This window comes from Streptomyces sp. NPDC050416 (genome assembly GCF_044458845.1).
GTDB lineage: Bacteria > Actinomycetota > Actinomycetes > Streptomycetales > Streptomycetaceae > Streptomyces.
The window spans coordinates 412,562-435,597 of sequence record NZ_JBITII010000003.1 but is presented as its reverse complement, the minus strand read 5'-3'; the positions used below and the strand labels follow the sequence as shown (position 1 = coordinate 435,597).

At 71.1% G+C, this 23,036-nt stretch carries 23 protein-coding genes; 15 read left to right on the top strand and 8 right to left on the bottom strand.

Annotated elements, in window-relative coordinates:
- Window positions 1–79 precede the first annotated feature (79 nt).
- Genes ACIBL4_RS11535 through ACIBL4_RS11525 form a run of 3 tightly spaced genes read left to right on the top strand, consistent with a single transcriptional unit; the run spans window position 80 to window position 2,645 of the window.
- The gene (locus ACIBL4_RS11535) at window positions 80–613 is read left to right on the top strand and encodes a PadR family transcriptional regulator (RefSeq protein ID WP_399408774.1); all 534 of its coding nucleotides are present in this window, start codon (window positions 80–82) and stop codon (window positions 611–613) included.
- The gene (locus ACIBL4_RS11530; protein WP_399408772.1) at window positions 610–1,296 is read left to right on the top strand and encodes an ABC transporter ATP-binding protein; all 687 of its coding nucleotides are present in this window, start codon (window positions 610–612) and stop codon (window positions 1,294–1,296) included. Before ACIBL4_RS11535 ends, ACIBL4_RS11530 begins: the two co-directional genes overlap by 4 nt.
- Window positions 1,293–2,645 (top strand): FtsX-like permease family protein, encoded by a 1,353-nt coding sequence (locus tag ACIBL4_RS11525; protein WP_399408770.1) that lies wholly within the window; start codon window positions 1,293–1,295, stop codon window positions 2,643–2,645. The genes ACIBL4_RS11530 and ACIBL4_RS11525 overlap by 4 nt, the downstream gene beginning before the upstream one ends.
- A 102-nt stretch (window positions 2,646–2,747) precedes the next feature.
- On the opposite strand, the gene ACIBL4_RS11520 is transcribed toward ACIBL4_RS11525, so the two are convergent.
- Window positions 2,748–3,284 (bottom strand): HNH endonuclease, encoded by a 537-nt coding sequence (locus ACIBL4_RS11520; protein WP_010046718.1) that lies wholly within the window; start codon window positions 3,282–3,284, stop codon window positions 2,748–2,750.
- Between the two features lie 313 nt (window positions 3,285–3,597).
- Between ACIBL4_RS11520 and ACIBL4_RS11515 the strand changes: the two genes are divergently transcribed.
- The 8 genes from ACIBL4_RS11515 (at window position 3,598) to ACIBL4_RS11480 (ending at window position 12,040) form a co-directional block, all read left to right on the top strand.
- Window positions 3,598–4,701: a mechanosensitive ion channel family protein gene (locus ACIBL4_RS11515; protein WP_399408767.1), complete on the top strand. Its 1,104-nt coding sequence runs from the start codon at window positions 3,598–3,600 to the stop codon at window positions 4,699–4,701.
- A gap of 322 nt (window positions 4,702–5,023) precedes the next feature.
- Window positions 5,024–6,235: an ROK family protein gene (locus tag ACIBL4_RS11510; protein WP_399408765.1), complete on the top strand. Its 1,212-nt coding sequence runs from the start codon at window positions 5,024–5,026 to the stop codon at window positions 6,233–6,235.
- A 56-nt stretch (window positions 6,236–6,291) separates the two neighbouring features.
- Window positions 6,292–7,629 carry an ABC transporter substrate-binding protein gene (locus ACIBL4_RS11505; RefSeq protein WP_399408763.1) on the top strand — a complete coding sequence of 446 codons (1,338 nt, stop codon included), beginning with the start codon at window positions 6,292–6,294 and terminating at the stop codon, window positions 7,627–7,629.
- A gap of 3 nt (window positions 7,630–7,632) precedes the next feature.
- Complete coding sequence (locus ACIBL4_RS11500; RefSeq protein WP_399408761.1) at window positions 7,633–8,577, top strand: carbohydrate ABC transporter permease; 945 nt, start codon at window positions 7,633–7,635, stop codon at window positions 8,575–8,577.
- Complete coding sequence (locus ACIBL4_RS11495; protein WP_399408759.1) at window positions 8,574–9,467, top strand: carbohydrate ABC transporter permease; 894 nt, start codon at window positions 8,574–8,576, stop codon at window positions 9,465–9,467. The genes ACIBL4_RS11500 and ACIBL4_RS11495 overlap by 4 nt, the downstream gene beginning before the upstream one ends.
- Window positions 9,468–9,473: 6 nt before the next feature.
- Window positions 9,474–10,739 (top strand): 6-phospho-beta-glucosidase, encoded by a 1,266-nt coding sequence (locus ACIBL4_RS11490; RefSeq protein WP_399408758.1) that lies wholly within the window; start codon window positions 9,474–9,476, stop codon window positions 10,737–10,739.
- Window positions 10,730–11,701 (top strand): N-acetylglucosamine kinase, encoded by a 972-nt coding sequence (locus ACIBL4_RS11485; protein WP_399408756.1) that lies wholly within the window; start codon window positions 10,730–10,732, stop codon window positions 11,699–11,701. The genes ACIBL4_RS11490 and ACIBL4_RS11485 overlap by 10 nt, the downstream gene beginning before the upstream one ends.
- Before the next feature lie 117 nt (window positions 11,702–11,818).
- Entirely contained in the window at window positions 11,819–12,040 is a 222-nt protein-coding gene (locus tag ACIBL4_RS11480; RefSeq protein ID WP_399408754.1) for a hypothetical protein, read from the top strand.
- A 311-nt stretch (window positions 12,041–12,351) separates the two neighbouring features.
- Here the strand turns inward: ACIBL4_RS11480 and ACIBL4_RS11475 are convergent, their stop codons facing one another.
- From ACIBL4_RS11475 to ACIBL4_RS11465, 3 genes are all read right to left on the bottom strand, one after another.
- Entirely contained in the window at window positions 12,352–13,068 is a 717-nt protein-coding gene (locus ACIBL4_RS11475; protein ID WP_399408752.1) for a DUF1963 domain-containing protein, read from the bottom strand.
- A gap of 93 nt (window positions 13,069–13,161) precedes the next feature.
- Window positions 13,162–13,455, bottom strand: coding sequence for a winged helix-turn-helix transcriptional regulator (locus ACIBL4_RS11470; RefSeq protein ID WP_399408750.1), 294 nt, complete (start codon window positions 13,453–13,455; stop codon window positions 13,162–13,164).
- 291 nt (window positions 13,456–13,746) lie between these two features.
- Window positions 13,747–14,148, bottom strand: a complete 402-nt coding sequence (locus ACIBL4_RS11465; protein ID WP_399408748.1) for a DUF4234 domain-containing protein — start codon at window positions 14,146–14,148, stop codon at window positions 13,747–13,749.
- Window positions 14,149–14,418: 270 nt separating this feature from the next.
- Between ACIBL4_RS11465 and ettA the strand changes: the two genes are divergently transcribed.
- The 3 genes from ettA to ACIBL4_RS11450 are packed head-to-tail and all read left to right on the top strand — an operon-like array spanning window position 14,419 to window position 17,164.
- Window positions 14,419–16,083 (top strand): energy-dependent translational throttle protein EttA, encoded by a 1,665-nt coding sequence (gene ettA, locus ACIBL4_RS11460; RefSeq protein ID WP_399408747.1) that lies wholly within the window; start codon window positions 14,419–14,421, stop codon window positions 16,081–16,083.
- 2 nt (window positions 16,084–16,085) lie between these two features.
- Window positions 16,086–16,499, top strand: coding sequence for a thioesterase family protein (locus ACIBL4_RS11455; RefSeq protein ID WP_356924005.1), 414 nt, complete (start codon window positions 16,086–16,088; stop codon window positions 16,497–16,499).
- Window positions 16,496–17,164 (top strand): hypothetical protein, encoded by a 669-nt coding sequence (locus ACIBL4_RS11450; RefSeq protein ID WP_399408745.1) that lies wholly within the window; start codon window positions 16,496–16,498, stop codon window positions 17,162–17,164. The genes ACIBL4_RS11455 and ACIBL4_RS11450 overlap by 4 nt, the downstream gene beginning before the upstream one ends.
- Before the next feature lie 15 nt (window positions 17,165–17,179).
- Here the strand turns inward: ACIBL4_RS11450 and ACIBL4_RS11445 are convergent, their stop codons facing one another.
- Complete coding sequence (locus ACIBL4_RS11445) at window positions 17,180–17,593, bottom strand: globin (RefSeq protein ID WP_399408743.1); 414 nt, start codon at window positions 17,591–17,593, stop codon at window positions 17,180–17,182.
- Window positions 17,594–17,659: 66 nt separating this feature from the next.
- On the opposite strand from ACIBL4_RS11445, the gene ACIBL4_RS11440 reads away from it, so the two are divergent.
- On the top strand, window positions 17,660–18,655 hold the full coding sequence (locus tag ACIBL4_RS11440; RefSeq protein WP_399408741.1) for a methyltransferase domain-containing protein: 996 nt from the start codon (window positions 17,660–17,662) through the stop codon (window positions 18,653–18,655).
- Between the two features lie 42 nt (window positions 18,656–18,697).
- Here ACIBL4_RS11440 and ACIBL4_RS11435 read toward each other — a convergent pair whose 3' ends face one another.
- The 3 genes from ACIBL4_RS11435 to ACIBL4_RS11425 all read right to left on the bottom strand — a co-directional run bounded on the left by ACIBL4_RS11435 (window position 18,698) and on the right by ACIBL4_RS11425 (window position 23,035).
- The gene (locus ACIBL4_RS11435) at window positions 18,698–20,182 is read right to left on the bottom strand and encodes an FHA domain-containing protein (protein WP_399408739.1); all 1,485 of its coding nucleotides are present in this window, start codon (window positions 20,180–20,182) and stop codon (window positions 18,698–18,700) included.
- Window positions 20,183–20,214: 32 nt separating this feature from the next.
- On the bottom strand, window positions 20,215–21,561 hold the full coding sequence (locus tag ACIBL4_RS11430) for a VWA domain-containing protein (protein WP_399408737.1): 1,347 nt from the start codon (window positions 21,559–21,561) through the stop codon (window positions 20,215–20,217).
- A gap of 100 nt (window positions 21,562–21,661) precedes the next feature.
- Window positions 21,662–23,035 carry a PP2C family serine/threonine-protein phosphatase gene (locus ACIBL4_RS11425; protein ID WP_399408735.1) on the bottom strand — a complete coding sequence of 458 codons (1,374 nt, stop codon included), beginning with the start codon at window positions 23,033–23,035 and terminating at the stop codon, window positions 21,662–21,664.
- Window position 23,036 lies beyond the last annotated feature (1 nt).

Sequence of the window (23,036 nt, the reverse complement as noted above, 5' to 3'; positions counted from 1 at the left end):
ACTCCTCGGGCCCGGGCCGGGAAATTGGGCCGCCGTCGACTATTCACTCAGTACATGTACTGAGTATATAGTGATCGGCATGAGCACCCGCCACATCCTGCTGGGCCTGCTCGCCACGGGTCCGAGCCACGGCTACGACCTCAAGCGACGCCACGACGAACGCTTCCCGCAGGCCCGCCCCCTGGCTTACGGGCAGGTGTACACGACCCTCCAGCGCCTCGTCCGCGACGGCCTCGCCGAGATCGAGGGCACCGACTCGGACGGCGGCCCGGAGCGGACGATGTACCGCGCCACGGAGGGGGGCACGCGCGAACTGTCCCGCTGGGCCGGGGAGATCACGCCGCCCGCGCCGTTCGTGGCGAACGAGATCTTCGCCAAGGTCGTCGTCGCGATCCTCTCAGGCGGCGACCCGGCCGCGTATCTGAGCGCCCAGCGCGCCGCCCACATGGAGCGGATGCGCGAGCTGACGGCCCTCAAGGCCGCGAAGGGCGCGGACCTGGCGACCGTGCTCTCGGCGGACTACGCCCTCAACCACCTCGACGCCGACCTCCGCTGGATGAGCACCACGGCGGCCCGGCTCACCACCCTGACCGCGGAGGTCGACGCAGCATGAACAGACCCGTGCCTCTTCTCACGGCCAGTGGCCTCACCAAGGCGCACGGCAGGACGCCCGCCCTGCGCGGGGCGTCGGTCGAGCTGCACGCCGGTGAGATCCTCGCCGTGACCGGCGCGAGCGGCAGCGGGAAGTCGACGCTGCTGCACTGCCTGGCCGGGATCGTCCGGCCCGACGAGGGCTCCGTGTCCTACGACGGCCGACGGCTGGCGGACCTGCCCGAGAAACGCCTGAGCGAGCTGCGGCGGACCGAGTTCGGCGTGGTGTTCCAGTTCGGGCAGCTCATCCCCGAGCTGACGGCCCTGGACAACGTCGCCCTGCCGCTGCTGCTGGCGGGCACCGGCCACGCCCGGGCCCGGGCCCTGGCCGGTGAGTGGCTGGAGCGGTTCGGCGTGCGCGGGCAGCAGGACCTGCGGCCGGGCGAGATGAGCGGCGGCCAGGCCCAGCGGACCGCGCTGGCCCGGGCCCTGGTCACCGGCCCGAGGGTGGTCTTCGCGGACGAGCCGACGGGGGCCCTGGACTCGCTCGCCGGCGAGCAGGTCATGACGGCCCTGGTCCACACGGCCCGCGAAGCGGGCACGGCGGTCCTGCTCATCACCCACGACGCCCAGGTGGCGGCGTACGCGGACCGGGAAGTCCAGTTGCGGGACGGTGCAGTGGCGCCGCTGGGGGTGACGGCATGAAGGCTCTGCGTGCCGATCTGCGCCTCGCTTGGGAGCTCACGCGGGGTTCCGACCGCGGCGAGTGGTGGCGGGTGACGCTGACGGCGACGGGCGCCGCGCTCGCGACGGGGTTCGCGCTCACCGCCGTCACCCTGGCCTCGCTGCGGGGCAGCTACCGGGTGCCCGTCGCCGCGGGCCTGCTGGACGAGCCCGGCACGCGGTCCGGCGTGATCGTCGGCCTGCTGCTTCTGCTCGTGCCGGTGCTGGGGTTCCTCGGCCAGTGCGCCCGGATCGGCGCGGTGCACCGCGACCGGCGGCTGGCCGGGCTGCGGCTGGCCGGGGCGACGCCCTGGCAGGTGCGGCGGATCGCCGCGCTGGAGACCGGGATGGCCTGTCTGCTGGGCTCTACGGTCGCCACCGTCCTGTCGGTACTGGTCCTGCTGCGCCAGTGGGACCGGCCAACCGCCCTGGCCTGGGTGGGGATCGCCCTGGTCGCCGTGGTCGTACCGGTGCTGGGCGCGACGGCGGGCGTCCTGGCGCTGCGCCGGGTCGTGGCCTCCCCGCTCGGCTGGGTGCGCCGGGTCGGGCCGCGCAGCGGACGGGGACCAGGGCTGCTGTTCCTGGCCGGGGTGCTGCTCGTCGCGGTGCTGGCGCTGCTGACCGTGACCACCACGTCCACGGCCGCCTCCAACCGGCCGAACGGAGGGCCGCCGCTGCAGCTGATGGGCATGGTCCTCGCGGTCGGGGCGGGCGCCGTGTGGCTCTCCGGGGCCACCGCGAAGGCGACCGGGCGGATCCTCGCGGTCCGGGCCCGGTCGGCGGCGACGCTGATCGCGGCGGAACGACTGCGCGACGACCCCTGGTCGGCCGCCCGCACACACGCGGCGGTGCTGCTGGTGACGGTCGTGGGCACCGGCTTCCTGGGCATCCGGCAGGTGCTGAGCGACGCGGTGCGCACCCAGAGCCTGTCCGCACCCGCGTCCTACTACACCACCGGCCTCGACCTCACCGGCGCCGCGATCGCCATCGCCTTCGCGATCACCCTGTCCGGCCTCGCCGTCGGCACCGCCGAGTCCCTGGCCACCCGCCGCCGGGGGCTGGCCGCGCAGGCCGCCGCCGGGGTGCCGCGCACGGTGCTCGGCCGGGCCCTGCTGCTGGAGACCGCGCTGCCGCTCGCCCCCGCCGTGCTGCTCTCGGGCCTGGGCGGGACGGCCATCGGCACCTGGTACGCCCTGCTCGCCGGCCGGCCGGTGCCCTGGGCGATCGCCCTGGCCCCGGTCGCCGTCTACGCCGCCTGCCTCCTGGCCGCGGCCACCTCACTGCCCCTGCTGCGCCGGTCGGTACGCCCGGGGGAGCTGCGGTACGCCTGAGCGCCCCTGCTCGTGACGGGCCGGCCCGGGGGAACGGGGGTTCCCCGGGCCGGCCGCGGCGTCTACGAACGGCACATGGCAATACGAAGGCCCGGATCCTCGTCAGGCGGAAATGCCGTCGATCCGGGCCAAGGCGTCGTCCGCGCCGTACGGCTGCAAGTACGGCAGCCAGCGCGGGTCCCTATGGCCGGTCCCGATGATGCGCCAGGCCAGGCCGGAGGGCGGAGCGGGTTTGTGGCGCAGCCGCCAGCCGATCTCGAAGAGGTGACGGTCGGCCTTCACGTGGTTGCAGCGGCGGCAGGACGCCACCACGTTGTCCCAGACGTGCTTGCCCCCGCGGCTGCGCGGGATGACGTGGTCGACGCTGGTTGCGACGCCACCGCAGTACATGCACCGGCCCCCGTCGCGGGCGAACAGCGCCCGGCGGGTCAGTGGAACGGGCCCCCGATAGGGGACCCGGACGAACCGCTTGAGCCGGACCACGCTGGGTGCGGGGACTGTGACGGTCGCGCTGTGCAGATAGGCGCCGGACTCCTCGAGGCAGACGGCCTTGTTCTCGAGGACGAGGACGAGCGCGCGGCGGAGCGGTACGACACCTAGCGGCTCGTACGACGCGTTGAGGACCAGGACGTGCGGCACGGATGCCTCCTTGGACGCCGGCGGCGCGTGGCTCGCGCCGGGACGATTCGTAGCCAGTCTCCCCTCATGCCTGGTGAAAGCGCCACCATGTCCCCGTAACGGGCTGGGAGTGTTTTCGACCACATCTCATTCATCCCCAGGATCATGGCGTGTTCAAGCGCAGGTGAGCACGGTCTCTCCTTCACACATCCCGCGGGAGCACACACAATGCCCCGTTAGTGTGGTGGTTCTGCCCCTTCGGTGACCCAGTCGTGCACTTGACCCCCTTGAACCACCGCACCGGGGCGGACCGCTGTACTTGGAGGTACCTGCCGTGTCCCTGTCCGCTGTCCTGCTCGCCGCCGGCCCGTCGCCGTCGCCGACCCCCTCGGATACGGAGACCCCGAGAGTGCCCTCCCTCGAGGACGCCCAGGAGAAGGCGACGAACGCCGCCGGCTGGGTCGAGCAGAACTGGTCGACGTGGCTCGCGATCGGCCTGCGGGTCCTGCTGATCGTGGTGATAGCGGCGGTGCTGAGGGTCGTCGTCCGGCGTGCGATCACCAAGCTGATAGACCGCATGAACCGCACCGGCCAGTCCGTGGACGGCTCCGGGCTCGGCGGGCTGCTGGTCAACGTCGAGCGCCGCCGCCAGCGCTCGCAGGCGATCGGCTCGGTGCTGCGTTCGGTGGCGTCGTTCCTGATCATGGGCACGGCCGCGCTGATGGTCCTGGGCACCTTCCAGATCAACCTGGCCCCGCTGCTGGCCTCGGCCGGTGTGGCCGGTGTGGCGATCGGTTTCGGCGCCCGCAACCTGGTCACGGACTTCCTCTCGGGCGTCTTCATGATCCTGGAGGACCAGTACGGCGTCGGCGACACGATCGACGCGGGGGTCGCCTCCGGCGAGGTGATCGAGGTGGGCCTGCGCGTGACCAAGCTGCGCGGCGACGGCGGCGAGATCTGGTACGTCCGCAACGGCGAGGTCAAGCGCATCGGCAACCTCTCGCAGGGCTGGGCGACGGCCAACGTCGACGTCACGGTGCACGCGGGCGAGGACCTGGACAAGGTCAAGGCCACCCTGGACGAGGTCGCCGAGAAGATGAGCGCCGAGGAGCCCTGGAACGAGCTGCTGTGGGGCCCGATCGAGGTCCTCGGCCTGGACAGCGTCCTGCTGGACTCCATGGTCGTGCGCATCTCCGCCAAGACCATGCCCGGCAAGTCCCTGACCGTGGAGCGCGAGCTGCGCTGGCGCATCAAGCGGGCGTTCGACGCGGCGGACATCCGCATCGTCGGCGGCGCCACGGCCACGGCGGAGGAGACGCCCGCCGACCCGACGGCGGGGATGGCGCCCCCGTCGGTGTACGCCAACTCGGCGTCCCCGCAGTCGGCGGCGGCGTCCCCGCTCACGCCCGTCGCGCCGCCGACGAGCACGACCAAGTAGCCGACCCGCCGCACGAGGAGGGCGGCACCCGGGCTTCCCGGGTGCCGCCCTTTCGCATGCCCGGGTTCGGATGCCCGGGTTCGCATGCCCGTCGCTCGCCCGTCGCTGGGTTCGCAGGCCCGTCGCTTGCCCGGGTTCGCATGCCCAGGTAACGACTGCGTTGCCTGAACCGTCCGCTATTGACGCCCGCGCGGCGCCGGGCTTACCTTCCTCCCCACCGATAGGAAACTTTCCTAACAGTGATCAGCCGCAGGTCGGCCCGATGGACTTCCCCGCCTGATCACTGAGAAGCTGAGCAGCCGAAGGGCAGGTGTGGACACGCATGGCAGGAACCGCCGGCACGCCGGGCACCCCGCGCGTCCTGCGCGCCATGAACGACCGGGCCGCCCTCGACCTGCTGCTGGAGCACGGACAGCTGTCCCGCACCCGGATCGGCAAGCTCACCGGCCTGTCGAAGCCGACCGCCTCCCAGCTCCTGGCCCGCCTGGAGGCCGCGGGCCTCGTCCTGGCCACCGGCACCACCGAAGGCCGGCCGGGCCCGAACGCCCAGCTGTACGAGGTCAACCCGGCGGCCGGTTACGCCGCCGGACTCGACGTCACCCCCGAGCGGATCCTCGCCGCGGTCGCCGACATCACCGGCCGTACGGTCGGCCGCCACGAACTGCCCACCCCCGGCCGGCGCACCGGCATCCCCGTCGTCCAGCAGGTCACCGACGCCCTGGACGGTGCGGTCAAGGCGGCGGGCCTCGCCCGGGGCGACATCCACCGCCTCGTCATCGGCACCCCCGGCGCCTTCGACCCCACCACGGGCCGCCTGCGCTACGCCTCCCATCTCCCCGGCTGGCACTCCCCCACCCTGCTGGACGAGCTCGCCGCCGCCCTGCCGATGCCGTTCGAGTACGAGAACGACGTCAACCTGGTCGCGCTCGCCGAACAGCGCCTCGGCGCGGCCCGGGACCACACGGACTTCGTACTGCTGTGGAACCAGGAGGGCCTGGGCGCCGCCCTGGTCCTGGGCGGCCGGCTGCACCGCGGCTGGACCGGCGGCGCCGGCGAGGTCGGCTTCCTGCCGGTGCCGGGCACGCCCCTGGTCCGCCAGGTCACCAAGGCCAACAGCGGCGGCTACCAGGAGCTGGCCGGCTCCCAGGCCGTCCCGAGGCTCGCCCGCGAACTCGGCATCCAGGACATCCCCGCGGGCCCCTACGCCGAGGCCGCCGCACACCTGGTGGCCCGGGCCGCGGAGACCGACGACGAACCTCACCGCCGCCTCCTGCAGACCTACGCGACCCGGCTCGCCACCGGTCTGGCCTCCCTGGTCTCGGTCCTCGACCCGGAACTCGTCGTACTGAGCGGCGCCTCCCTCACCTCGGGCGGCGAGCCGCTGCGCGCCCTCGTCCAGGCCGAGCTGGAGGAACTGGCCGCGTCCCGCCCACGCCTGGTCGTGGGTGACGTCCGTGAACACCCCGTGCTGCGCGGCGCGCTGGAGAGCGCGCTCGCGACCACGCGCGACGAGGTCTTCGACACCTCCCGCTGACCCCACCCCCCTCCCCGGTATTTCCCTCCTTCCCCCGTACCTCAGGGAGCTCTGCCATGCCCGGAACATCCAGAAAAGCGGCTGTCGCCCTCGCCGTATCCGCCTCCATCGCCCTCCTCGCCACGGCCTGTACGGGCCAGGCGGACTCCGGCGCCTCCGACGACGCGTCCAAGGAGACGACCCTCAACTTCTGGCACGCCTGGAGCGCGCCCTCCGAAGTGAAGGCCGTCAAGGACCTGGTCGCCGGCTTCGAGAAGACGCACCCCAAGATCCATGTGAACGTCGTCGGCAACATGACCGACGACAAGATCAACCAGGCCCTGCGCACCGGCGGCGGCAAGGCCCCGGACGTGATCTCGTCCTTCACCACGAACAGCGTCGGGAGGTTCTGCTCCTCCGGTGCCCTGGTGGACCTGAACCCGTTCTTCGAGAAGTCGGGCATCGACCCGGAGAAGACCTTCCCGAAGGCGATGAACGAGTACACCCAGTTCGAGGGCAACCGCTGCGCGGTCCCGCTCCTCGGCGACGCGTACGGCCTCTACTACAACAAGACGGCGTTCGAGAAGGCCGGCATCGCCGGCCCGCCGAAGACCTGGTCCGAATTCGAGAAGGTCGCCAAGAAGCTGACGATCCCCCAGGGCAACACCTACAAGCAGCTCGGCTTCATGCCGAACTACCACGGCTGGGAGACCACCACCGAGCACTACCTCGGCCAGTTCTCCCCGACGTACTTCGACAAGGACGGCAAGTCGAACGTCGCGAAGGACCCGGCTTTCGTGAAGGCCTTCACGGTCCAGAAGAAGCTGGTCGACGCCCTCGGCGGCTACCGCAAGCTGGAGACCTACCGCTCCAAGCTCGGCGACGAGTGGGGCCCCAAGCACCCCTTCCACACCGGCCAGGTCGCCATGCAGCTCGACGGCGAGTGGCGCCTGGGCATGGCCCTGGACACCAAGCCCAAGTTCGAGATCGGCGTGGCCCCGCTGCCCGTCCCCGACGACCAGGCCGACCAGTACGGCAAGGGCTACATCACCGGCACCATCGCCGGTATCGCGGCGACCAGCACGAAGCAGAACGCGGCCTGGGAGCTGGTGAAGTACATGACCACCGACACGGACGCGGTGGTGAACTTCTCCAACGCCATCCACAACGTGCCGTCGACGCTCGCGGCGCTGAAGTCCCCGAAGCTGACGTACGACCCGCGCTTCAAGACGTTCCTGGAGATCGCCGCCAACCCGCACTCCACCACGGCCCCCGCCTCAGTCAACGGCGGCGTCTACCTCACCACGATCCAGGAGTTCGGCTACGGCTACGAGAGCGGCAAGGCCACCGACCTCAAGGCCGGCCTGAAGAAGACGGCCCAGCAGATCGACACGGACATCGCGCAGGCGAAGTAGGCCATGAGCACTCTTACGTTGCGGGCGAAGCACCGCCGTTCGACCCTGCGCACCCTCGCGTTCCTCTCCCCCTGGCTGATCGGCTTCTCGGTCTTCTTCGCCTACCCCCTGCTGTCGACCGTCTACTTCTCCTTCATGCACTACGACGGCTTCAAGCCGCCGGTGTGGTCGGGCACGAAGAACTGGACGTACGTCTTCGAGCACTACCCGTTCTTCTGGCCCGCCCTGCGCAACACCCTGTGGCTGGTCGTCATCATGGTCACGCTCCGGGTCGCCTTCGGCCTGGGCGTGGGCCTGCTGATCACCAAGATCAAGACGGGGACGGGTGTCTTGCGCACCCTCTTCTACCTGCCGTACCTGGCCCCACCCGTGGCGGCCACCATGGCCTTCGCGTTCCTCCTCAACCCCGGCACGGGCCCGGTCAACTCGATCCTGGAGAAGACCGGGCTCCCCGCCCCCGGCTGGTTCAACGACCCCGCCTGGTCGAAGCCGGCCCTCACCCTGCTGGCCCTGTGGGGCATCGGCGACCTGATGGTCATCTTCATGGCCGCGCTGCTGGACGTACCGAAGGAGCAGTACGAGGCGGCCGAACTGGACGGCGCGACACCCTGGCAGCGCTTCCGGTACGTCACGCTCCCGAACATCTCCCCGATCGTCATGTTCGCGGTCGTCACCGGCGTGATCCAGACCATGCAGTACTACACACAGCCGCTGATCGCCGGAAAGGTCGCCTCGGGCGTGATCCAGGGCGCGGGCACCCAGTTCGAGCCCGGCTACCCGGACAAGTCGACCCTCACCCTCCCCCAACTCGTCTACAACCTGGGCTTCCAGCGCTTCGACTACGGCTCCGCCTGCGTGGTCGCCCTGGTCCTGTTCGCCCTCTCCATGGCCTTCACCGCACTGCTCATGCGCCGCAAGGGCGGTCTGATCCAGGCAGGTGAACGATGACCCAACTCCTCGACAAGCCGGCGGAGCTGAAGGCACCGCCCTCCCCCGCGCAGCGCACGGCCCACCGCAGGGCGTTCCTGGAATGGGTCGCGATCCACTCCCTGGGCATCGCGGCGGCCCTGTTCTTCACCCTGCCTTTCGTCTTCATCGTCCTCACCTCGCTCATGAGCGACAGCCAGGCGCTCAGCCGCGACCTGATCCCGCACACCTGGGAATGGGACAACTACCGCAGGGTCTTCGACACCCCCGGCTTCCTCACCTGGTGGCGGAACACCCTGTTCTACGCGGTCGTGGGCACGGCGCTCACGGTGGTCTCCTCGATCCCGGTGGCCTACGCCCTCGCGAAGTTCCGCTTCCGGGGCCGCAACCTCGCCCTGATGCTGGTCATCTCGATGATGATGCTGCCGCCGCAGGTGATCATCATCCCGATGTACCTGTTCTGGGCGAAGCAGCTGGATCTGTCCGGCACGCTCTGGCCGCTGATCATCCCCATGGCGTTCGGCGACGCGTTCTCGATCTTCCTGCTGCGCCAGTTCCTCACCACGATCCCCGACGAGTACCTGGACGCGGCCAAGGTGGACGGCTGCGGCGACCTGCGTACCCTCCTGAAGGTCGTCCTCCCGATGGCGAAACCGGGCATCGCCGCAGTGGCCCTCTTCCAGTTCTTCTACGCGTGGAACGACTACTTCGGGCCCCAGATCTACGCCTCGGAGAACCAGGGCGCCTGGACCCTCTCCTACGGCCTGGAGTCGTTCAAGGGGGCCCACCACACGGACTGGAACCTCACCATGGCCGCCACCGTGCTGGTGATGGCCCCCGTGATCCTCGTGTTCTTCTTCGCCCAGAAGGCATTCGTCGAGGGCGTCACGCTCACCGGAGTGAAGGGTTAAGCACGTATGAAACTCACCGTGGTCGGCGGAGGCTCGACCTACACACCGGAACTCGTCGACGGCTTCGCACGCCTGAGGGACACTCTTCCCATCGAGGAACTGGTCCTGGTGGACCCGGCGGCCGAGCGGCTGGAGCTGGTGGGCGGACTGGCCCGCCGCATCTTCGCACGCCAGGGCCACAACGGCCGGATCGTCACGACCGACAATCTCGACGCGGGCGTCGAAGGGGCGGACGCCGTACTGCTCCAACTCCGCGTCGGCGGCCAGGCGGCCCGGGAGCAGGACGAGACCTGGCCCCTGGAGTGCGGCTGCGTGGGCCAGGAGACGACCGGCGCCGGCGGCCTGGCGAAGGCTCTGCGCACGGTCCCGGTGGTCCTGGACATCGCGGACCGGGTACGCCGTACGAACCCCGACGCCTGGATCATCGACTTCACGAACCCGGTCGGCATCGTCACTCGCGCCCTGCTCCGGGCCGGTCACAAGGCGGTGGGCCTGTGCAACGTGGCGATCGGCCTCCAGCGCAAGTTCGCGGGACTTCTGGGCGTCGAGCCTCCGGAAGTCCACCTGGACCACGTGGGCCTCAACCACCTCACCTGGGAAACGGGAGTACGCCTGGGCGGCCCGGAGGGCGAGGACGTCCTGCCCAAACTGCTGACCGACCGCGGCGACACGATCGCGGCGGACCTGCGCCTGCCCCGCCCGCTCCTCGACCGCCTGGGCGTGGTCCCGTCGTACTACCTGCGCTACTACTACGCGCACGACGAGGTCGTACGGGAACTCGGGACGAAGCCCTCCCGCGCGGCCGAAGTGGCCGCCATGGAACGCGAACTGCTCACCCTGTACGCCGACCCGTCCCTGGACGAGAAGCCGGCCCTGCTCGCCGAGCGGGGCGGCGCCTACTACTCGGAGGCGGCGGTGGACCTGGCCGCGGCCCTCCTGGGTGGTGGCGGCAGCCCGTACCAGGTGGTGAACACCTGCAACCGGGGCACGCTCCCCTTCCTCCCCGACGACGCGGTGATCGAGGTCCAGGCGGCGGTGGGCCCGCAGGGCGCCTCCCCCCTGCCGGTCCCGTCCGTGGACCCCCTTTACGCGGGCCTGATGGCGAACGTGACGACGTACGAGGACCTGGCTCTGGAGGCGGCTCTGCGCGGCGGCCGCACCCGCGTCTTCCGGGCCCTCCTCTCGCACCCCCTCATCGGCCAGTACGAGTACGCCGAGACGCTCACCGACCGACTGATCGCACACAATCGGGAGCACCTCGCGTGGGCCTGACCGCACGTGTCCTCGCCATCGACGCCGGCAACAGCAAGACGGACGTCGCGATCGTGACGGCGGCCGGAGAGGTCCTGTCCACGGCACGCGGCGGCGGCTTCCGCCCGCCCGCGGTGGGCCTGGACACGGCGATGACCACGCTCGCCCACACGGTCACCCAGGCCCTGTCCACCGCCGGGCTCGCCACCGTCGACCACGTCTCGGCGTGCCTCGCCAACGCCGATTTCCCCGTGGAGGAGGACCAGTTGGCGGCGGCGCTGCACGCGCGCGGCTGGAGCCGGACGGTGGCGGTCCGGAACGACACCTTCGCCATCCTCCGGGCCGGTGTGACGGAACCCCGGGGTGTCGCGGTCGTCTGCGGTGCGGGCATCAACTGCGTCGGCATGCGCCCCGACGGCCGCACGGCCCGCTTCCCGGCACTGGGCAGGGTCTCGGGTGACTGGGGCGGCGGCTGGGGCCTGTCGGAGGAGGCCCTGTGGCACGCGGCACGCGCGGAGGACGGCCGTGGGCGTCCCACGGCCCTGGCCCGCACCCTCCCCGCCCACTTCGGCCTGCCGTCCATGTACGCCCTCATCGAGGCGCTGCACCTGGGCGCCGTGGAACAGTCCCGTCGCCACGAGCTGACGCCGGTCCTCTTCGCGACGGCGGCGGACGGCGACCCGGTCGCCCGCACGATCGTCGAACGGCAGGCGGACGAGGTCGTCGCGATGGCCGTGGTGGCCCTGACCCGTCTGGACCTGCTGGACGAGCCGACGCCCGTCCTCCTGGGCGGCGGGGTCCTGGCCGCCCAGCACGCGCAGCTCAACGGCAGGATCGCCGAGGTGCTGTCCGCCAGAGCGCCGAAGGCGACCCCGCAGGTCGTCACGGCCGGCCCCGTCCTCGGGGCGGCGCTGCTGGGGCTGGACAAGGTGGGCGCCGGGGAGGGGGCACAGGACCGGTTGCGGGCGCACTTCGGGGCGTGAGGGGCGTACCCACGGGACCTGAGAGAGGCCCGTTCACGAGACCGGCCGGAGCCCCGCGGGACAGCGGAGATGGACGGACTGAGGCACTCGAACACGCGAGGGCGCATACTAGGGGCAATGACAAAGCCTGCTGCACCGAAGCGCCATCTGCCCACCAGCCCCTTCAGGGCCCCCGTCGTTCCAGCTCCCAAGCACTTCGCTGTGGGCGACCAGGTCACCCACGACATGTACGGCCTCGGCCGGGTCATCGGCATCGAGGACGGCATCGCGGTCCTCGTGGATTTCGGCTCCGCCCAGCACCGGATCCTGAGCCCGTACGCCAAGATGACCAAGCTCTGACACCGCTGTGCCCGGTCACGGCACACCAGGTCCCTCCCGGGCCCTGGCACCAGAAGGAGACCTCCCATCGATCTGACCTCGCTCTTCTCCGCCCCGGAAGGGGCGCCCCACTCCGCGGCCACGGCGTCACCGCCTCCGGCCACGAACCCCTTCCAGGCCCCGGACTTCGGAGAGGACGACGGCGCGACGGCACCGGAGCCCCTCAACGGCGACCGGCACTGACACCAAAACGTGCCACAGAGGGCATGAAAACGCCCCTCACCAGCGGTTTCCTTGCCGATGAGGGGCCGTTTCCCGCGGGCTCGGACCAGTCAGCAGCAGAGGACCTCTGCCCCTGCCTCGCGGAAGTCCCCGGTCGCGAGTGCCTTGACCGGGATCGTGTAGTACAGCGTTCCGGCGTCTCCCCAGCCCCATCCGAGGTCGGTGTCCTCGGCGAGCTGGAGCAGATGCACGGCGCAGCCGTCGGCGTCTCGGGACGACACCTTGAGCGTGTGTGAGGTGTCCGGCCAGCCGAAGGCGCAGTGACTGCCGGCGGTGTTCCCGTCGAGATCTCCCATCTCGCTGAGAATGAGCGATGCCGCTCCCCAGTGCTGCTCCCTGTCGAACTCCAGGTCCGTGTCCTCGACGTCCCAGCAGTCCGGAAGCATGGTCACCCCAGCCGCGTGGACCGGCATGGCCGGGTAGCTCCTCGCTGGTCCGGGTGCGACCGTCTCGACCGCCCGTGCCGGGTCGGCTGGGATCACGCGGCACACCCCGGATCCGTACAGATCCAGCTTCCGGTACTCCTCGTACGGCAGATCCGGATCGAGATAGAAGAAGTTGAGCAGACCGGGCCGTACGGGCAGTTCATCGCCCAGCCACGCTGCGAGGGCATCGGTGTCCAGCACGGCGTGCAGGGACAAGGGAACCCCGCTGTGTTCGGGCCAGGGCGTCTCCGGTTCCAGGAGGGCAGGCCCACCGAGCCGGCATCGACCGGTGGGCTGGGCATCTCCCGTTGAGGGCACCAGCCGAAAGCCACGGCGAGCCATGGCGGCAAACTGCCGGCCGGCCTTCTCACCGAGCCGTTCCGTACATACGCGGCTCAAGCCGGCAGGATCGTCGAACTGCATGCCCCGATCTTCTCAACTCCCGCCCTGCGGGGCCTCCGCTCCCCAGTCCCACAGAGCCTGGAGCACAGGGCCGAGGCGGCGTCCACTTCGCGTGAGCGCGTAGCACACGCGCGGCGGCCAGCCCGGCCGACGGTCCCGCTCCACGACGCCGGCCTCGCCGAGCTGTGCCAGCCGGTCGGATGGCACCTTGTCCGACACCATGGGCAAGGCCACGCGCGGCTCGCTGTAGGAGCGGTCGCCGCGCAGCAGCTCGCACACCACCAGCGTCGTCCAGCGGCCGCGCAGGGCCGCCGGCGTGATCTCCACCGGGCACTCCGGCGTAGGCGCGGTGACGTCAGCGCGTGGGTCGTCGGGGAGCCCTGCCCGGTGACCAAGAAGGACGTCGGTCGATCATGCGAGAACTGGCCGATCGGCCCGAAGAGGTGTACGCAGTGTTCGCCGAGCGGTTCAACAGCGGCGACCCCACCGCGTTGGCCGGACCGGATCTGCACGCCGCCAACGGGCACCTGCAAAAACTCGGAGTTCCCATCTCGGTCCGCCCGCTGCATGTGTACCGCAACGGAGACCTGGCGCTGCTGATAGTCGACACACAGCGGCTCAGGCCGCCAGAGGCACCTGTTCGCCCTCTTCCGGGACCTGGTAGTGAGCCCAGACCTGGTTCAACTCGTGCTGGTAGTAGAGCGGGTACAGCCCCGCCACGATGAAAAGGATGAGGCCGATCCACGGATTGCAGCTGCGCTCCATCCCGGCCGACTGCTGCATGCGGGCGATGCGCAGACCGGTGTTGTAGACCGACACGAAGGGCGGAATGATCAGCAGCCAGCCGACGGCCAGAGCCAGGAGCGCCATCACCGGATTGACCTCGATGCGGCGATCGAAGTCCTGGGCTTCGCGATTCACCTTGTAATACCAAACCAGGTGGTAGATGCCCAGCGTGATCAGCGGCCAGATCAGCCAGACAAGGAATATGTTGCGGGTTTTTCCAGCGCGACCTGACATGACGCACCTCCCATGAATCCAGTGCATCACGATCAGCCGCCACATGCGCGTGGTGAGCTTCGGGCACCCTCGGACCGGGACGTCTCCGGGCCGCACGAGGGCCCCCGGTCCGGCCGACGGCGCCCGGCACAGGTCGGCGGGCCTCGACCGTCGACCACGAAACCGCAGGTCAGCGCCCTCTGACCCAACGCGTTTCCACCCAGGGCTGGCGGTACGGCAAGATGGGGTGTATCTGCCCACTGCCGTATTCAAGCTGCCGGACGGTTTCTCTTGGCTGAGTTCATTTACACCATGCGCAAGGCGCGTAAGGCGCACGGCGACAAGGTGATCCTCGACGACGTGACGACCAGCTTCTACCCGGGAGCGAAGATCGGCGTCGTCGGCCCGAACGGCGCCGGCAAGTCGACCATCCTCAAGATCATGGCCGGGATCGAGCAGCCGTCCAACGGCGACGCCTTCCTCACCCCCGGCTACACGGTCGGCATCCTGCTCCAGGAGCCCCCTCTGAACGAGGAGAAGACCGTCCTGGAGAACGTCCAGGAGGGTGTCGCCGAGATCAAGGGCAAGCTCGACCGGTTCAACGAGATCGCCGAGCAGATGGCGACCGAGTACACCGACGAGCTCATGGACGAGATGGGCAAGCTCCAGGAGCAGCTCGACCACGCCAACGCCTGGGACCTCGACGCCCAGCTGGAGCAGGCCATGGACGCCCTGGGCTGCCCGGCCGGCGACTGGCCCGTCACCAACCTGTCCGGCGGTGAGCGCCGCCGCGTCGCGCTGTGCAAGCTGCTGCTGGAGCAGCCCGACCTGCTGCTGCTCGACGAGCCCACCAACCACCTCGACGCCGAGTCCGTGAACTGGCTGGAGCAGCACCTGGCCAAGTACCCGGGCACCGTCGTGGCGGTCACCCACGACCGGTACTTCCTCGACAACGTCGCCCAGTGGATCTGCGAGGTCGACCGCGGCCGCCTCTACCCCTACGAGGGCAACTACTCGAAGTACCTGGAGACCAAGGCCGCCCGCCTCAAGGTCGAGGGCCAGAAGGACGCCAAGCGGCAGAAGCGCCTCAAGGAGGAGCTCGAGTGGGTGCGGTCGAACGCCAAGGGGCGGCAGGCCAAGTCCAAGGCGCGTCTGGCCCGTTACGAGGAGATGGCCGCCGAGGCCGACAAGATGCGGAAGCTGGACTTCGAGGAGATCCAGATCCCGCCGGGCCCGCGCCTGGGCAGCGTCGTCGTCGAGGTCAACAACCTCACCAAGGGCTTCGGTGACAAGCTGCTCATCGACGACCTGAGCTTCACGCTGCCGCGCAACGGCATCGTCGGCATCATCGGTCCGAACGGCGCCGGCAAGACGACGCTGTTCAAGATGATCCAGGGCTTCGAGGAGCCCGACTCCGGATCCATCAAGGTCGGCGACACCGTCAAGATCTCCTACGTCGACCAGAGCCGCGAGAACATCGACCCGAAGAAGACGCTGTGGGCGGTTGTCTCCGACGAGCTGGACTACATCAACGTGGGCCAGGTCGAGATGCCGTCGCGTGCGTACGTCTCGGCCTTCGGGTTCAAGGGTCCGGACCAGCAGAAGCCGGCCGGTGTGCTCTCCGGCGGTGAGCGCAACCGGCTGAACCTCGCGCTCACCCTCAAGCAGGGCGGCAACCTGCTGCTCCTCGACGAGCCGACCAACGACCTGGACGTCGAGACGCTCTCCAGCCTGGAGAACGCGCTGCTGGAGTTCCCCGGCTGCGCCGTGGTCGTCTCCCACGACCGGTGGTTCCTGGACCGCATCGCCACGCACATCCTCGCCTACGAGGGCGAGTCCAAGTGGTTCTGGTTCGAGGGCAACTTCGAGTCGTACGAGAAGAACAAGATCGAGCGGCTCGGCCCGGACGCCGCGCGTCCGCACCGCGCCACCTACAAGAAGCTGACCCGGGGCTGATCTTGCGGCACATCTACCGCTGCCCGCTGCGCTGGGCGGACATGGACGCGTACGGCCACGTCAACAACGTGGTGTTCCTCCGCTACCTGGAGGAGGCCCGTATCGACTTCCTGTTCCGTCCGGAGAAGGACTTCAAGCAGGGGTCCGTGGTGGCACGCCATGAGATCGACTACAAGCGGCAGCTGGTCCACCGGCACACCCCGGTGGACATCGAGCTGTGGGTCACGGAGATCAGGGCGGCGTCCTTCACCCTCACCTACGAGGTGAAGGACGACGACCTGGTCTACGTCCGGGCCTCGACGGTGATCGTGCCGTTCGACTTCGAGGCCCAGCGCCCGCGCCGGCTCACCTCGGAGGAACGCGAGTTCCTCCGGGAGTACATGGACGACGACGAGGAGGAGGCCGTCGCCGCATGACGGTGCTCCACCTCGCCGACGAGGGGGAGGCGGCGGATCTCGCGGCCTTCCTCTCCCGGCTGCTCCACTACGACCGCGGGGCCGCGGTGCGCCTCCAGGCGGCCGGCACCGCCCTGGCCGTGTTCGGGCGTCCGCCGTCCTTCGAGGTGCTGGCCGTGCGCGCGGTGCGGCTGGCGAAGCCGTACGAGGACGGGCTCGACGTCACCCTTGACGTGACCGTGTCCGCCGGTGAGCTGCTGGAGTCGGTGGACGAGAAGGGCGCCACGGCCGTCGTGCCGGGCGCGGTGACCGGGCCGCCCTGGGCGGGCGTGCTGCCGCCGCGCGGCGGCTGGCGGCCCGAGCCGGGACTGCCGGCGCCCGAGGCGCTGCGGTCCCTCGTGGCCGCCGCCGTCGCCGAGTTCCGCTCCCGTACGCAGGAGTTGCCGGACGAGCGGCGTACGAGGGCCGAGCTGGACCGGATCGGGCGGGACATCTGGTCCCGTACGGTCGGCGACACCCGGCTCCCGGTCCGGGCCGTGCACGCGGCGCAGTCGCTCGGCTTCCTGCGGCCCGGCGTGCCACTGGGCCTGTTCTCGTCGGGCGCGTGGCTCAGGCTGCGCACGCCGTACGGGTCGATCGCCGTACGGCAGGCCGGGCTCGGGGCGCTGGACGTCAGCGTCCGCTGACCGTCACCGCGCGTGTCAGCCCGGGGTGTTCACCATCGAGGCCGCCGCGTACGTCAGGTAGTTCCACAGCGTCTGCTCGTGCTCCTCGGACAGCCCGAGTTCCTCGACGGCGACCCGCATGTGCTTCAGCCAGGCGTCGTGCGCCGCTCGGTCGACCGTGAAGGGCGCGTGCCGCATCCGCAGGCGGGGGTGGCCGCGGTTGTCGCTGTACGTCGTGGGGCCGCCCCAGTACTGGATGAGGAAGAGCGTGAGGCGCTCCTCGGCCGGGCCCAGGTCCTCCTCGGGGTACATGGGCCGCAGCAGCGGGTCCTCGGCGACTCCCTCGTAGAAACGGTGGACGAGCCGACGGAAGGTCTCCTCCCCGCCGACCTGCTCGTAGAAGGTCTGCTCCTGAAGCGTGCCGCGCCGAATCTCTTTCACGCACTCCATGCTCTCAGACGCGGGGACATAGGACTCAAGGCCTAGGACCGGCCCCGGTGCCCTTACTGTGGGGGTATGGGCGGGCATGCACCCGACAGGGAACGCGACAGGGAATCGGACGATCTCGCCGCCTCCGCGCGGGCGGCACTGGTGCGCCGGATCGACGCGAGCGGAGCCTGGGCCGCCGACCCGGTGTGGCGGGAGGCGTTCGCGGCGGTCCCGCGTCACCTCTTCGTGCCGTACTACTACGTCGGTGTCGCCGGCGGCTACGAACGCCGGTGGGGCGAGAGCCCCGACCCGCGCGGGCGGGAGCGGTGGCTGTGGGGCGCCTACGAGGACACCCCGCTGGCGACCCGGCTGCGCGACGGCGAACTGCTCTCCTCCAGCAGCCAGCCGTCCCTGATGGCGGACATGCTGGCCGCGCTGCGCGTGGAGGACGGGAACACGGTCCTGGAGATCGGCGCCGGCACCGGCTACAACGCCGCGCTGCTCGCCCACCGGCTGGGCGACGACCGGGTCACCACCGTCGATCTCGACCCGGAGATCACCGAGTCGGCCCGCCGGCACCTGGCCGCTGCCGGGTACCACCCGGTCGTCGTCACCGGCGACGGCGCCCGGGGCGTGCCCGAGCGCGCGCCGTTCGACCGGATCATCGCCACCTGCGCGCTGAGCACCGTGCCGCGCGCCTGGCTCGTCCAGAGCCGCCCCGGCGGCCGGATCCTGATGCCGCTCGCCACGGGCCTGGTGGTGCTCACGGTGACCGACGCCGACCACGCCGAGGGGCGCTTCCTGCACACGCCCGCCTACTTCGTACCGCTGCGCGGCGGGAGCCGGCCCGGGGGCGAGCCGCTCCAGCTGGGCGGCGTACCGCGCCGGGCCAGGGAGGACGACCTGTTCCGGTTCCTGCTGGCCCTGACCCGCGGCACCCTCGACCCGCAGGAGGCGCACTCGCTGTCGGAGCAGGAGGGCAGGCCGCAGCGCGAGCGCTACGGCATCACCGTCAGCGGAGACCGGGAATGGGCCTGGCTGGACGACCCGGAGGGGCCGTACGCCTGGCCCCTCCCGGCCTGAGCCCGGCTCGTGTCCTGAGTCCGGCTCGTGTGCTGAGCGGGCTCAGCCGCGGCGGATCGTGATCGTCGTCCAGGCGCCCACGTGCACCCGGTCGCCGTCCTGGAGCGGCACGGGGACGAACGGCTGGATCGGCTCCTCGGAGCCGTTGACCGTCGTGCCGTTCGTCGAGTTCTGGTCGACGACCGCCCAGCTGCCGTCGGGCTGCTGGACCAGCACCGCGTGCTGGTGCGAGACACCCGGGTCCTCCGGCGGCACCGAGAGATCGATGTCCGGGGTGTCGCCGGTGGAGTGCCGGCGGCGGCCGATCGTGATCTGGTTGCCGGTGAGCGTGCGCTGCTGCTCGGGCGAGTACGCGGGCAGGTTCAGGCCCGCGGCCTCGGGGCCGGAGCGCTGCATCATCGCCATGAAGTACTCACGGTCCGGGCCGATGGTCGCGGTCCACGTCGCCGGTCCCTGAGGAGCCTGGGGCTGCTGCGGGAAGCCGCCGGGGCCGGGCGGGGCCTGGGTCGCGCCGGGCTGCGGGTAGCCGTAGCCGCCGCCCGGACCACCACCGGGGCCGGGACCGGGCGGGGCCTGGGTGGCGCCCGGCTGCGGGTAGCCGTAGCCACCGCCCGGACCACCACCGGGACCGCCCGGGCCACCGGGGCCGCCAGGGCCACCGCCCGGGCCGGTGGGCGACGGCGGGGAGATCACCCAGTCGTCAGCGCCACCGCCGAAGGACTGACCGCCCTGCTGCGGACGCTGGGTCTCCTGCGGGAACCCGGGCGGAGCCGGCGGGCCGGACTGCTGGAAGCCCTGCGGAGCACCGCCGGGACCGCCGGGACCGCCGGGGCCACCAGGACCGGGCGGAGGCGGGACCGGCCGCGAGGGGTCGGGGCCGAATCCGGGCGGACCGGGAGGACCGCCCGGACCACCAGGACCGCCGGGACCACCAGGACCGGGACGACCGCCGGGGCCGCCGGGGCCGGAATGACCCGAGGGGGCGCTGCCGAACGGCGGGATCGGCTCGGCCGGGCGGTTCACCTGCGACGGGCGGGAGCCCTGGTACTCGTACGAGTCACCACCGCCGTACGACGGACCGGACGGGCCGGGAGGACCAGGCGGACCAGGCGGACCGGACTGACCGGGCCGGCCCGGGGGCTGGAAGCGCACGCCCGGGCCGGGCGGCGGCGGGGGCGGTGCGGCGGGGGTGTACGAAGTCGCCGTGTTCGTCAGGAAGTTCCACCGGCACTCCTCGCAGAACGGTGCGCCGCCCTCACGCGGCGTACGGCACTGCGGACAGAGCTCCGGCTCGGCGTTCGGCACGGCGGACAGGTGCGGAGGACGCCCACCGGGCTGGCCACCGGGGCCACTCGGTCCGCCGGGAGGGCCACCGGGACCGCCCGGGCCGCCGGGGGGCGGGAAGCCGTAGCCGCCGGGCGGGGGCGGCGGGGGAGGAGGCGGAGGCACGGCACCCGCCATGCGGTGACCGCAGACCTCGCACCAGTCGTCGGAACCCGACTGGTGTCCGTTCGGGCAGGTCGGCATGTCGGCGCGTCCCTCCTTCGATCTCTTCTAGGTCACTTCTTCACGCGAACGGTCTTGGTGGACCGGGTCTCGAGCGTCATCTCGTCGGCCTCTTCGACCTTCGCCTTCAGTCGCACAGTACCGGTCGCGGCATCGACCACGTCCACCACCTTCGCAAGCAGTTTCGCAGTATCGGCGTTCCCGGAGGCACTCGCGAGCTGAACGGCCCGGCCCAGTTTGGCCGTTGCTCCATCCATATCTCCCGACTTACGAAGATCCAGCCCTTGTTGGATGACCTGTGCCAGTTCCGCCTGCCCGGTGTAGTGGGCGACCTGAGGGTTGATGGACGTCGAGGCGACCATGTCGTCCGTCCACACGGCACGGACCAGGCCCTGCGCGCCGAGGTTCTGGACGGTGCCGTCGGGCTGCGGAATGACCAGCGAGATCCGGGCCGCCAGCATCTCCTGCCCGATGTTCGCGGCCGGGACCTCGACGCAGACGTGGTAGTCACGGGACTCGTCTCCCCAGGAACCCAGGGGGTAGTCGCCCGCGCGCGGACCCGCCTCGGTGCGCCGGCCGGTCAGGTCCTCGACCGTGGGGGCGACCTGCTTGACGAACTTCACAGTGGTGTCGACCGGGGTCCACAGCCGCAGGGAGACGTCCGCGACCTCCTTGCCCATCGCCGTTTCCATCATCTGCGTGAAGTCGGCGGCGAGTCCCGCCGGGTCGGCGACGATGTCGGCGGTGCCGAGCAGGGCGGAGGCGATCCCTGTGACTTCTTTCACTTCCCAGTCGGTGCCCACACCGCGCGCGTCACAGGTGAAGCGCCCGACGCACGCGTCGAGCGCGGCCTTCAGGTCCTGGGGTGACTCGTGTTCGTTGCGGCCGTCGGTGAGCAGGATGCCGTGCCGGATGGCGACGTCCGCGGAGGACAGCAGGCGGTCGGCCAGTCGCAGCCAGGTGCCGATGGCCGTGCCGCCGCCCGCACTGAGCGAGCGCAGCGCCCGTTTGGCCTGCTCGCGGGTGGTCGCGTCGGCGACCGCGAGGCGACCGCCGCCCGGGTAGACCTCCTTGGCCACGTGCGTCCCGCCGATCACGGCGAAGTGCACGCCGTCGCGCAGGGTGTCGATCGCGGCGGCCGTGGCGTCGCGGGCGTTGCGCATCTTGGTCGCCGGGTAGTCCATCGACCCGGAGCAGTCGACCATGATCGCCACGGCCGCGGACGGGCTCTGGCCGGGCGAGAAGAGGTGGGGCGCCGCGACCGCGGTGCCGATCGTGCCGCCGCCGGTCGCCGTCACCGTGACGATGGCGTTGACCTCGCGGGCGCCCTCCGGCAGGTACTCGTTCTGATAGACGTCCACCGTGAACTGGGGCACGTTCGACTTCGAGAAATTGGCCATGCCTGCTTCTCTCCCCCTCGAAAACCCCCGCCGGAGCAGGGTGATGACGGTAGGCGGACCGGTCCCCTCCGGTCCGCTGAGGCATCCCCGTAACGCGGCCTCAGGCCGATCCTGCCCCCTGGGAGACGGCCGGGAACGGCACGAGGGCCACTGTTACGTTGTCGTGGCCCCCGCCGTCCAGGGCGTGACCGACGAGCACCCGGGCGCTGTGCAGCGGTTGCGCGGCGGCGTCGAGCGGGACGACCCGGGCCATCTCGTCGGCCGCCTCCGCGTAGTTCCACAGGCCGTCCGTGCAGACCACGACCACGCCGGGCCGGTCGGGCTTGAACGCGGCGGTGTGCGGCTCCAGTTCGTAGGCGTCCGCACCGAGCCAGCCGGTGATCGCGTGGGCGCGCTCGTCGGCGTAGGCCTCGGCCTCGCTCATCAGGCCCGCGGCGACCATCTGCGCGGCCCACGAGTCGTCCTCGGTGAGCCGGGCGGGGGGTGCGCTCCGGTCGACCGGGACCCAGTAGGCACGGCTGTCGCCGACCCAGCCGACGATCAGCAGGCCGGAGGTGACCACGCTGCCGACGATGGTGCACGCGGGCGCGTTCTGGTGCGGGGCGTGTTCGCGAGCCGTGGCGGGTTCGGCGGCGAGCGAGTTGACCGCGCGCGAGGCGGCGATGATCGCGTCGTGCATCGCCTGCTGCGGGTGCGTGCCGCGTGGCAGGGCGTCCAGCAGTGACTCGCTCGCCGCCTTCGACGCCGCCATCGAGGCGTCGTCGGGGCGGGTCGCCGAGGAGACGCCGTCGCAGACGATCGCCACGGAGGCGGATGAGCCGTCCGGCAGGACGGTGCTGCCGATGGCGAACGCGTCCTCGTTGCGGTGGTGGCGCAGGCCGCGGTCGCTGACCGCGGCCACCGGGCCGGACTCCTGCTCCATGTGGTCCCGTTCGCGCGGCTGGGCGTGGCCGCAGTTCTCGCAGTAGCCGTCGTCGTCCACGCGGCCGGCCCGGCAGGCCACGCAGACCTTGCCGCCGGCGCCCGCGGCCTGGGCCGCCGGGTCGGCGGACACCCGTGGGTCCGGTGCCTGGAGGAGGTACTCGTCGGGCTGCTGTGCCTGGTAGGGCTCGGACTGCGCCGGATATCCCTCCGGCTGTGGGGCGTAGCCGCCGGGCGGGGCGGGGTGGCCCTCGGCCCGGGGCGGATGGTCGAAGCGGACCCCCTCGGCCGGCGGGGCACCGGGGAGCGGGGGTGCGTCCGGCCCCGGGGCGGCCCATGGCGCGCCGGCGGGCGGCACCGACGGCGGCTCGGGATACGCACCGGCCGGAGCGCCCTGTGCGGGCACCGAGCCGTTCATGGTGATGGTCGGGTTGTCCTGAGGCCGTACCGGCACGGCGGACAGGTCGTATCCGCACGCGCCGCAGAAACGGTCACCCGATTCGAGGGGTTCCTCGCAACTCGGGCAGGCGGACAACTGGGGCATCTGCGACATC

What these genes read in the sequence shown, in the direction of transcription:
- ACIBL4_RS11535 (WP_399408774.1), top strand. Translation starts at nt 80, where the DNA reads ATGAGCACCCGCCACATCCTGCTGGGCCTGCTCGCCACGGGTCCGAGC.
- ACIBL4_RS11530 (WP_399408772.1), top strand. Translation starts at nt 610, where the DNA reads ATGAACAGACCCGTGCCTCTTCTCACGGCCAGTGGCCTCACCAAGGCG.
- ACIBL4_RS11525 (WP_399408770.1), top strand. Translation starts at nt 1,293, where the DNA reads ATGAAGGCTCTGCGTGCCGATCTGCGCCTCGCTTGGGAGCTCACGCGG.
- ACIBL4_RS11510 (WP_399408765.1), top strand. Translation starts at nt 5,024, where the DNA reads ATGGCAGGAACCGCCGGCACGCCGGGCACCCCGCGCGTCCTGCGCGCC.
- ACIBL4_RS11505 (WP_399408763.1), top strand. Translation starts at nt 6,292, where the DNA reads ATGCCCGGAACATCCAGAAAAGCGGCTGTCGCCCTCGCCGTATCCGCC.
- ACIBL4_RS11500 (WP_399408761.1), top strand. Translation starts at nt 7,633, where the DNA reads ATGAGCACTCTTACGTTGCGGGCGAAGCACCGCCGTTCGACCCTGCGC.
- ACIBL4_RS11495 (WP_399408759.1), top strand. Translation starts at nt 8,574, where the DNA reads ATGACCCAACTCCTCGACAAGCCGGCGGAGCTGAAGGCACCGCCCTCC.
- ACIBL4_RS11490 (WP_399408758.1), top strand. Translation starts at nt 9,474, where the DNA reads ATGAAACTCACCGTGGTCGGCGGAGGCTCGACCTACACACCGGAACTC.
- ACIBL4_RS11480 (WP_399408754.1), top strand. Translation starts at nt 11,819, where the DNA reads ATGACAAAGCCTGCTGCACCGAAGCGCCATCTGCCCACCAGCCCCTTC.
- ACIBL4_RS11475 (WP_399408752.1), bottom strand. Translation starts at nt 13,068, where the DNA reads ATGGCTCGCCGTGGCTTTCGGCTGGTGCCCTCAACGGGAGATGCCCAG.
- ACIBL4_RS11465 (WP_399408748.1), bottom strand. Translation starts at nt 14,148, where the DNA reads ATGTCAGGTCGCGCTGGAAAAACCCGCAACATATTCCTTGTCTGGCTG.
- ACIBL4_RS11450 (WP_399408745.1), top strand. Translation starts at nt 16,496, where the DNA reads ATGACGGTGCTCCACCTCGCCGACGAGGGGGAGGCGGCGGATCTCGCG.
- ACIBL4_RS11445 (WP_399408743.1), bottom strand. Translation starts at nt 17,593, where the DNA reads ATGGAGTGCGTGAAAGAGATTCGGCGCGGCACGCTTCAGGAGCAGACC.
- ACIBL4_RS11440 (WP_399408741.1), top strand. Translation starts at nt 17,660, where the DNA reads ATGGGCGGGCATGCACCCGACAGGGAACGCGACAGGGAATCGGACGAT.
- ACIBL4_RS11435 (WP_399408739.1), bottom strand. Translation starts at nt 20,182, where the DNA reads ATGCCGACCTGCCCGAACGGACACCAGTCGGGTTCCGACGACTGGTGC.
- ACIBL4_RS11430 (WP_399408737.1), bottom strand. Translation starts at nt 21,561, where the DNA reads ATGGCCAATTTCTCGAAGTCGAACGTGCCCCAGTTCACGGTGGACGTC.
- ACIBL4_RS11425 (WP_399408735.1), bottom strand. Translation starts at nt 23,035, where the DNA reads ATGTCGCAGATGCCCCAGTTGTCCGCCTGCCCGAGTTGCGAGGAACCC.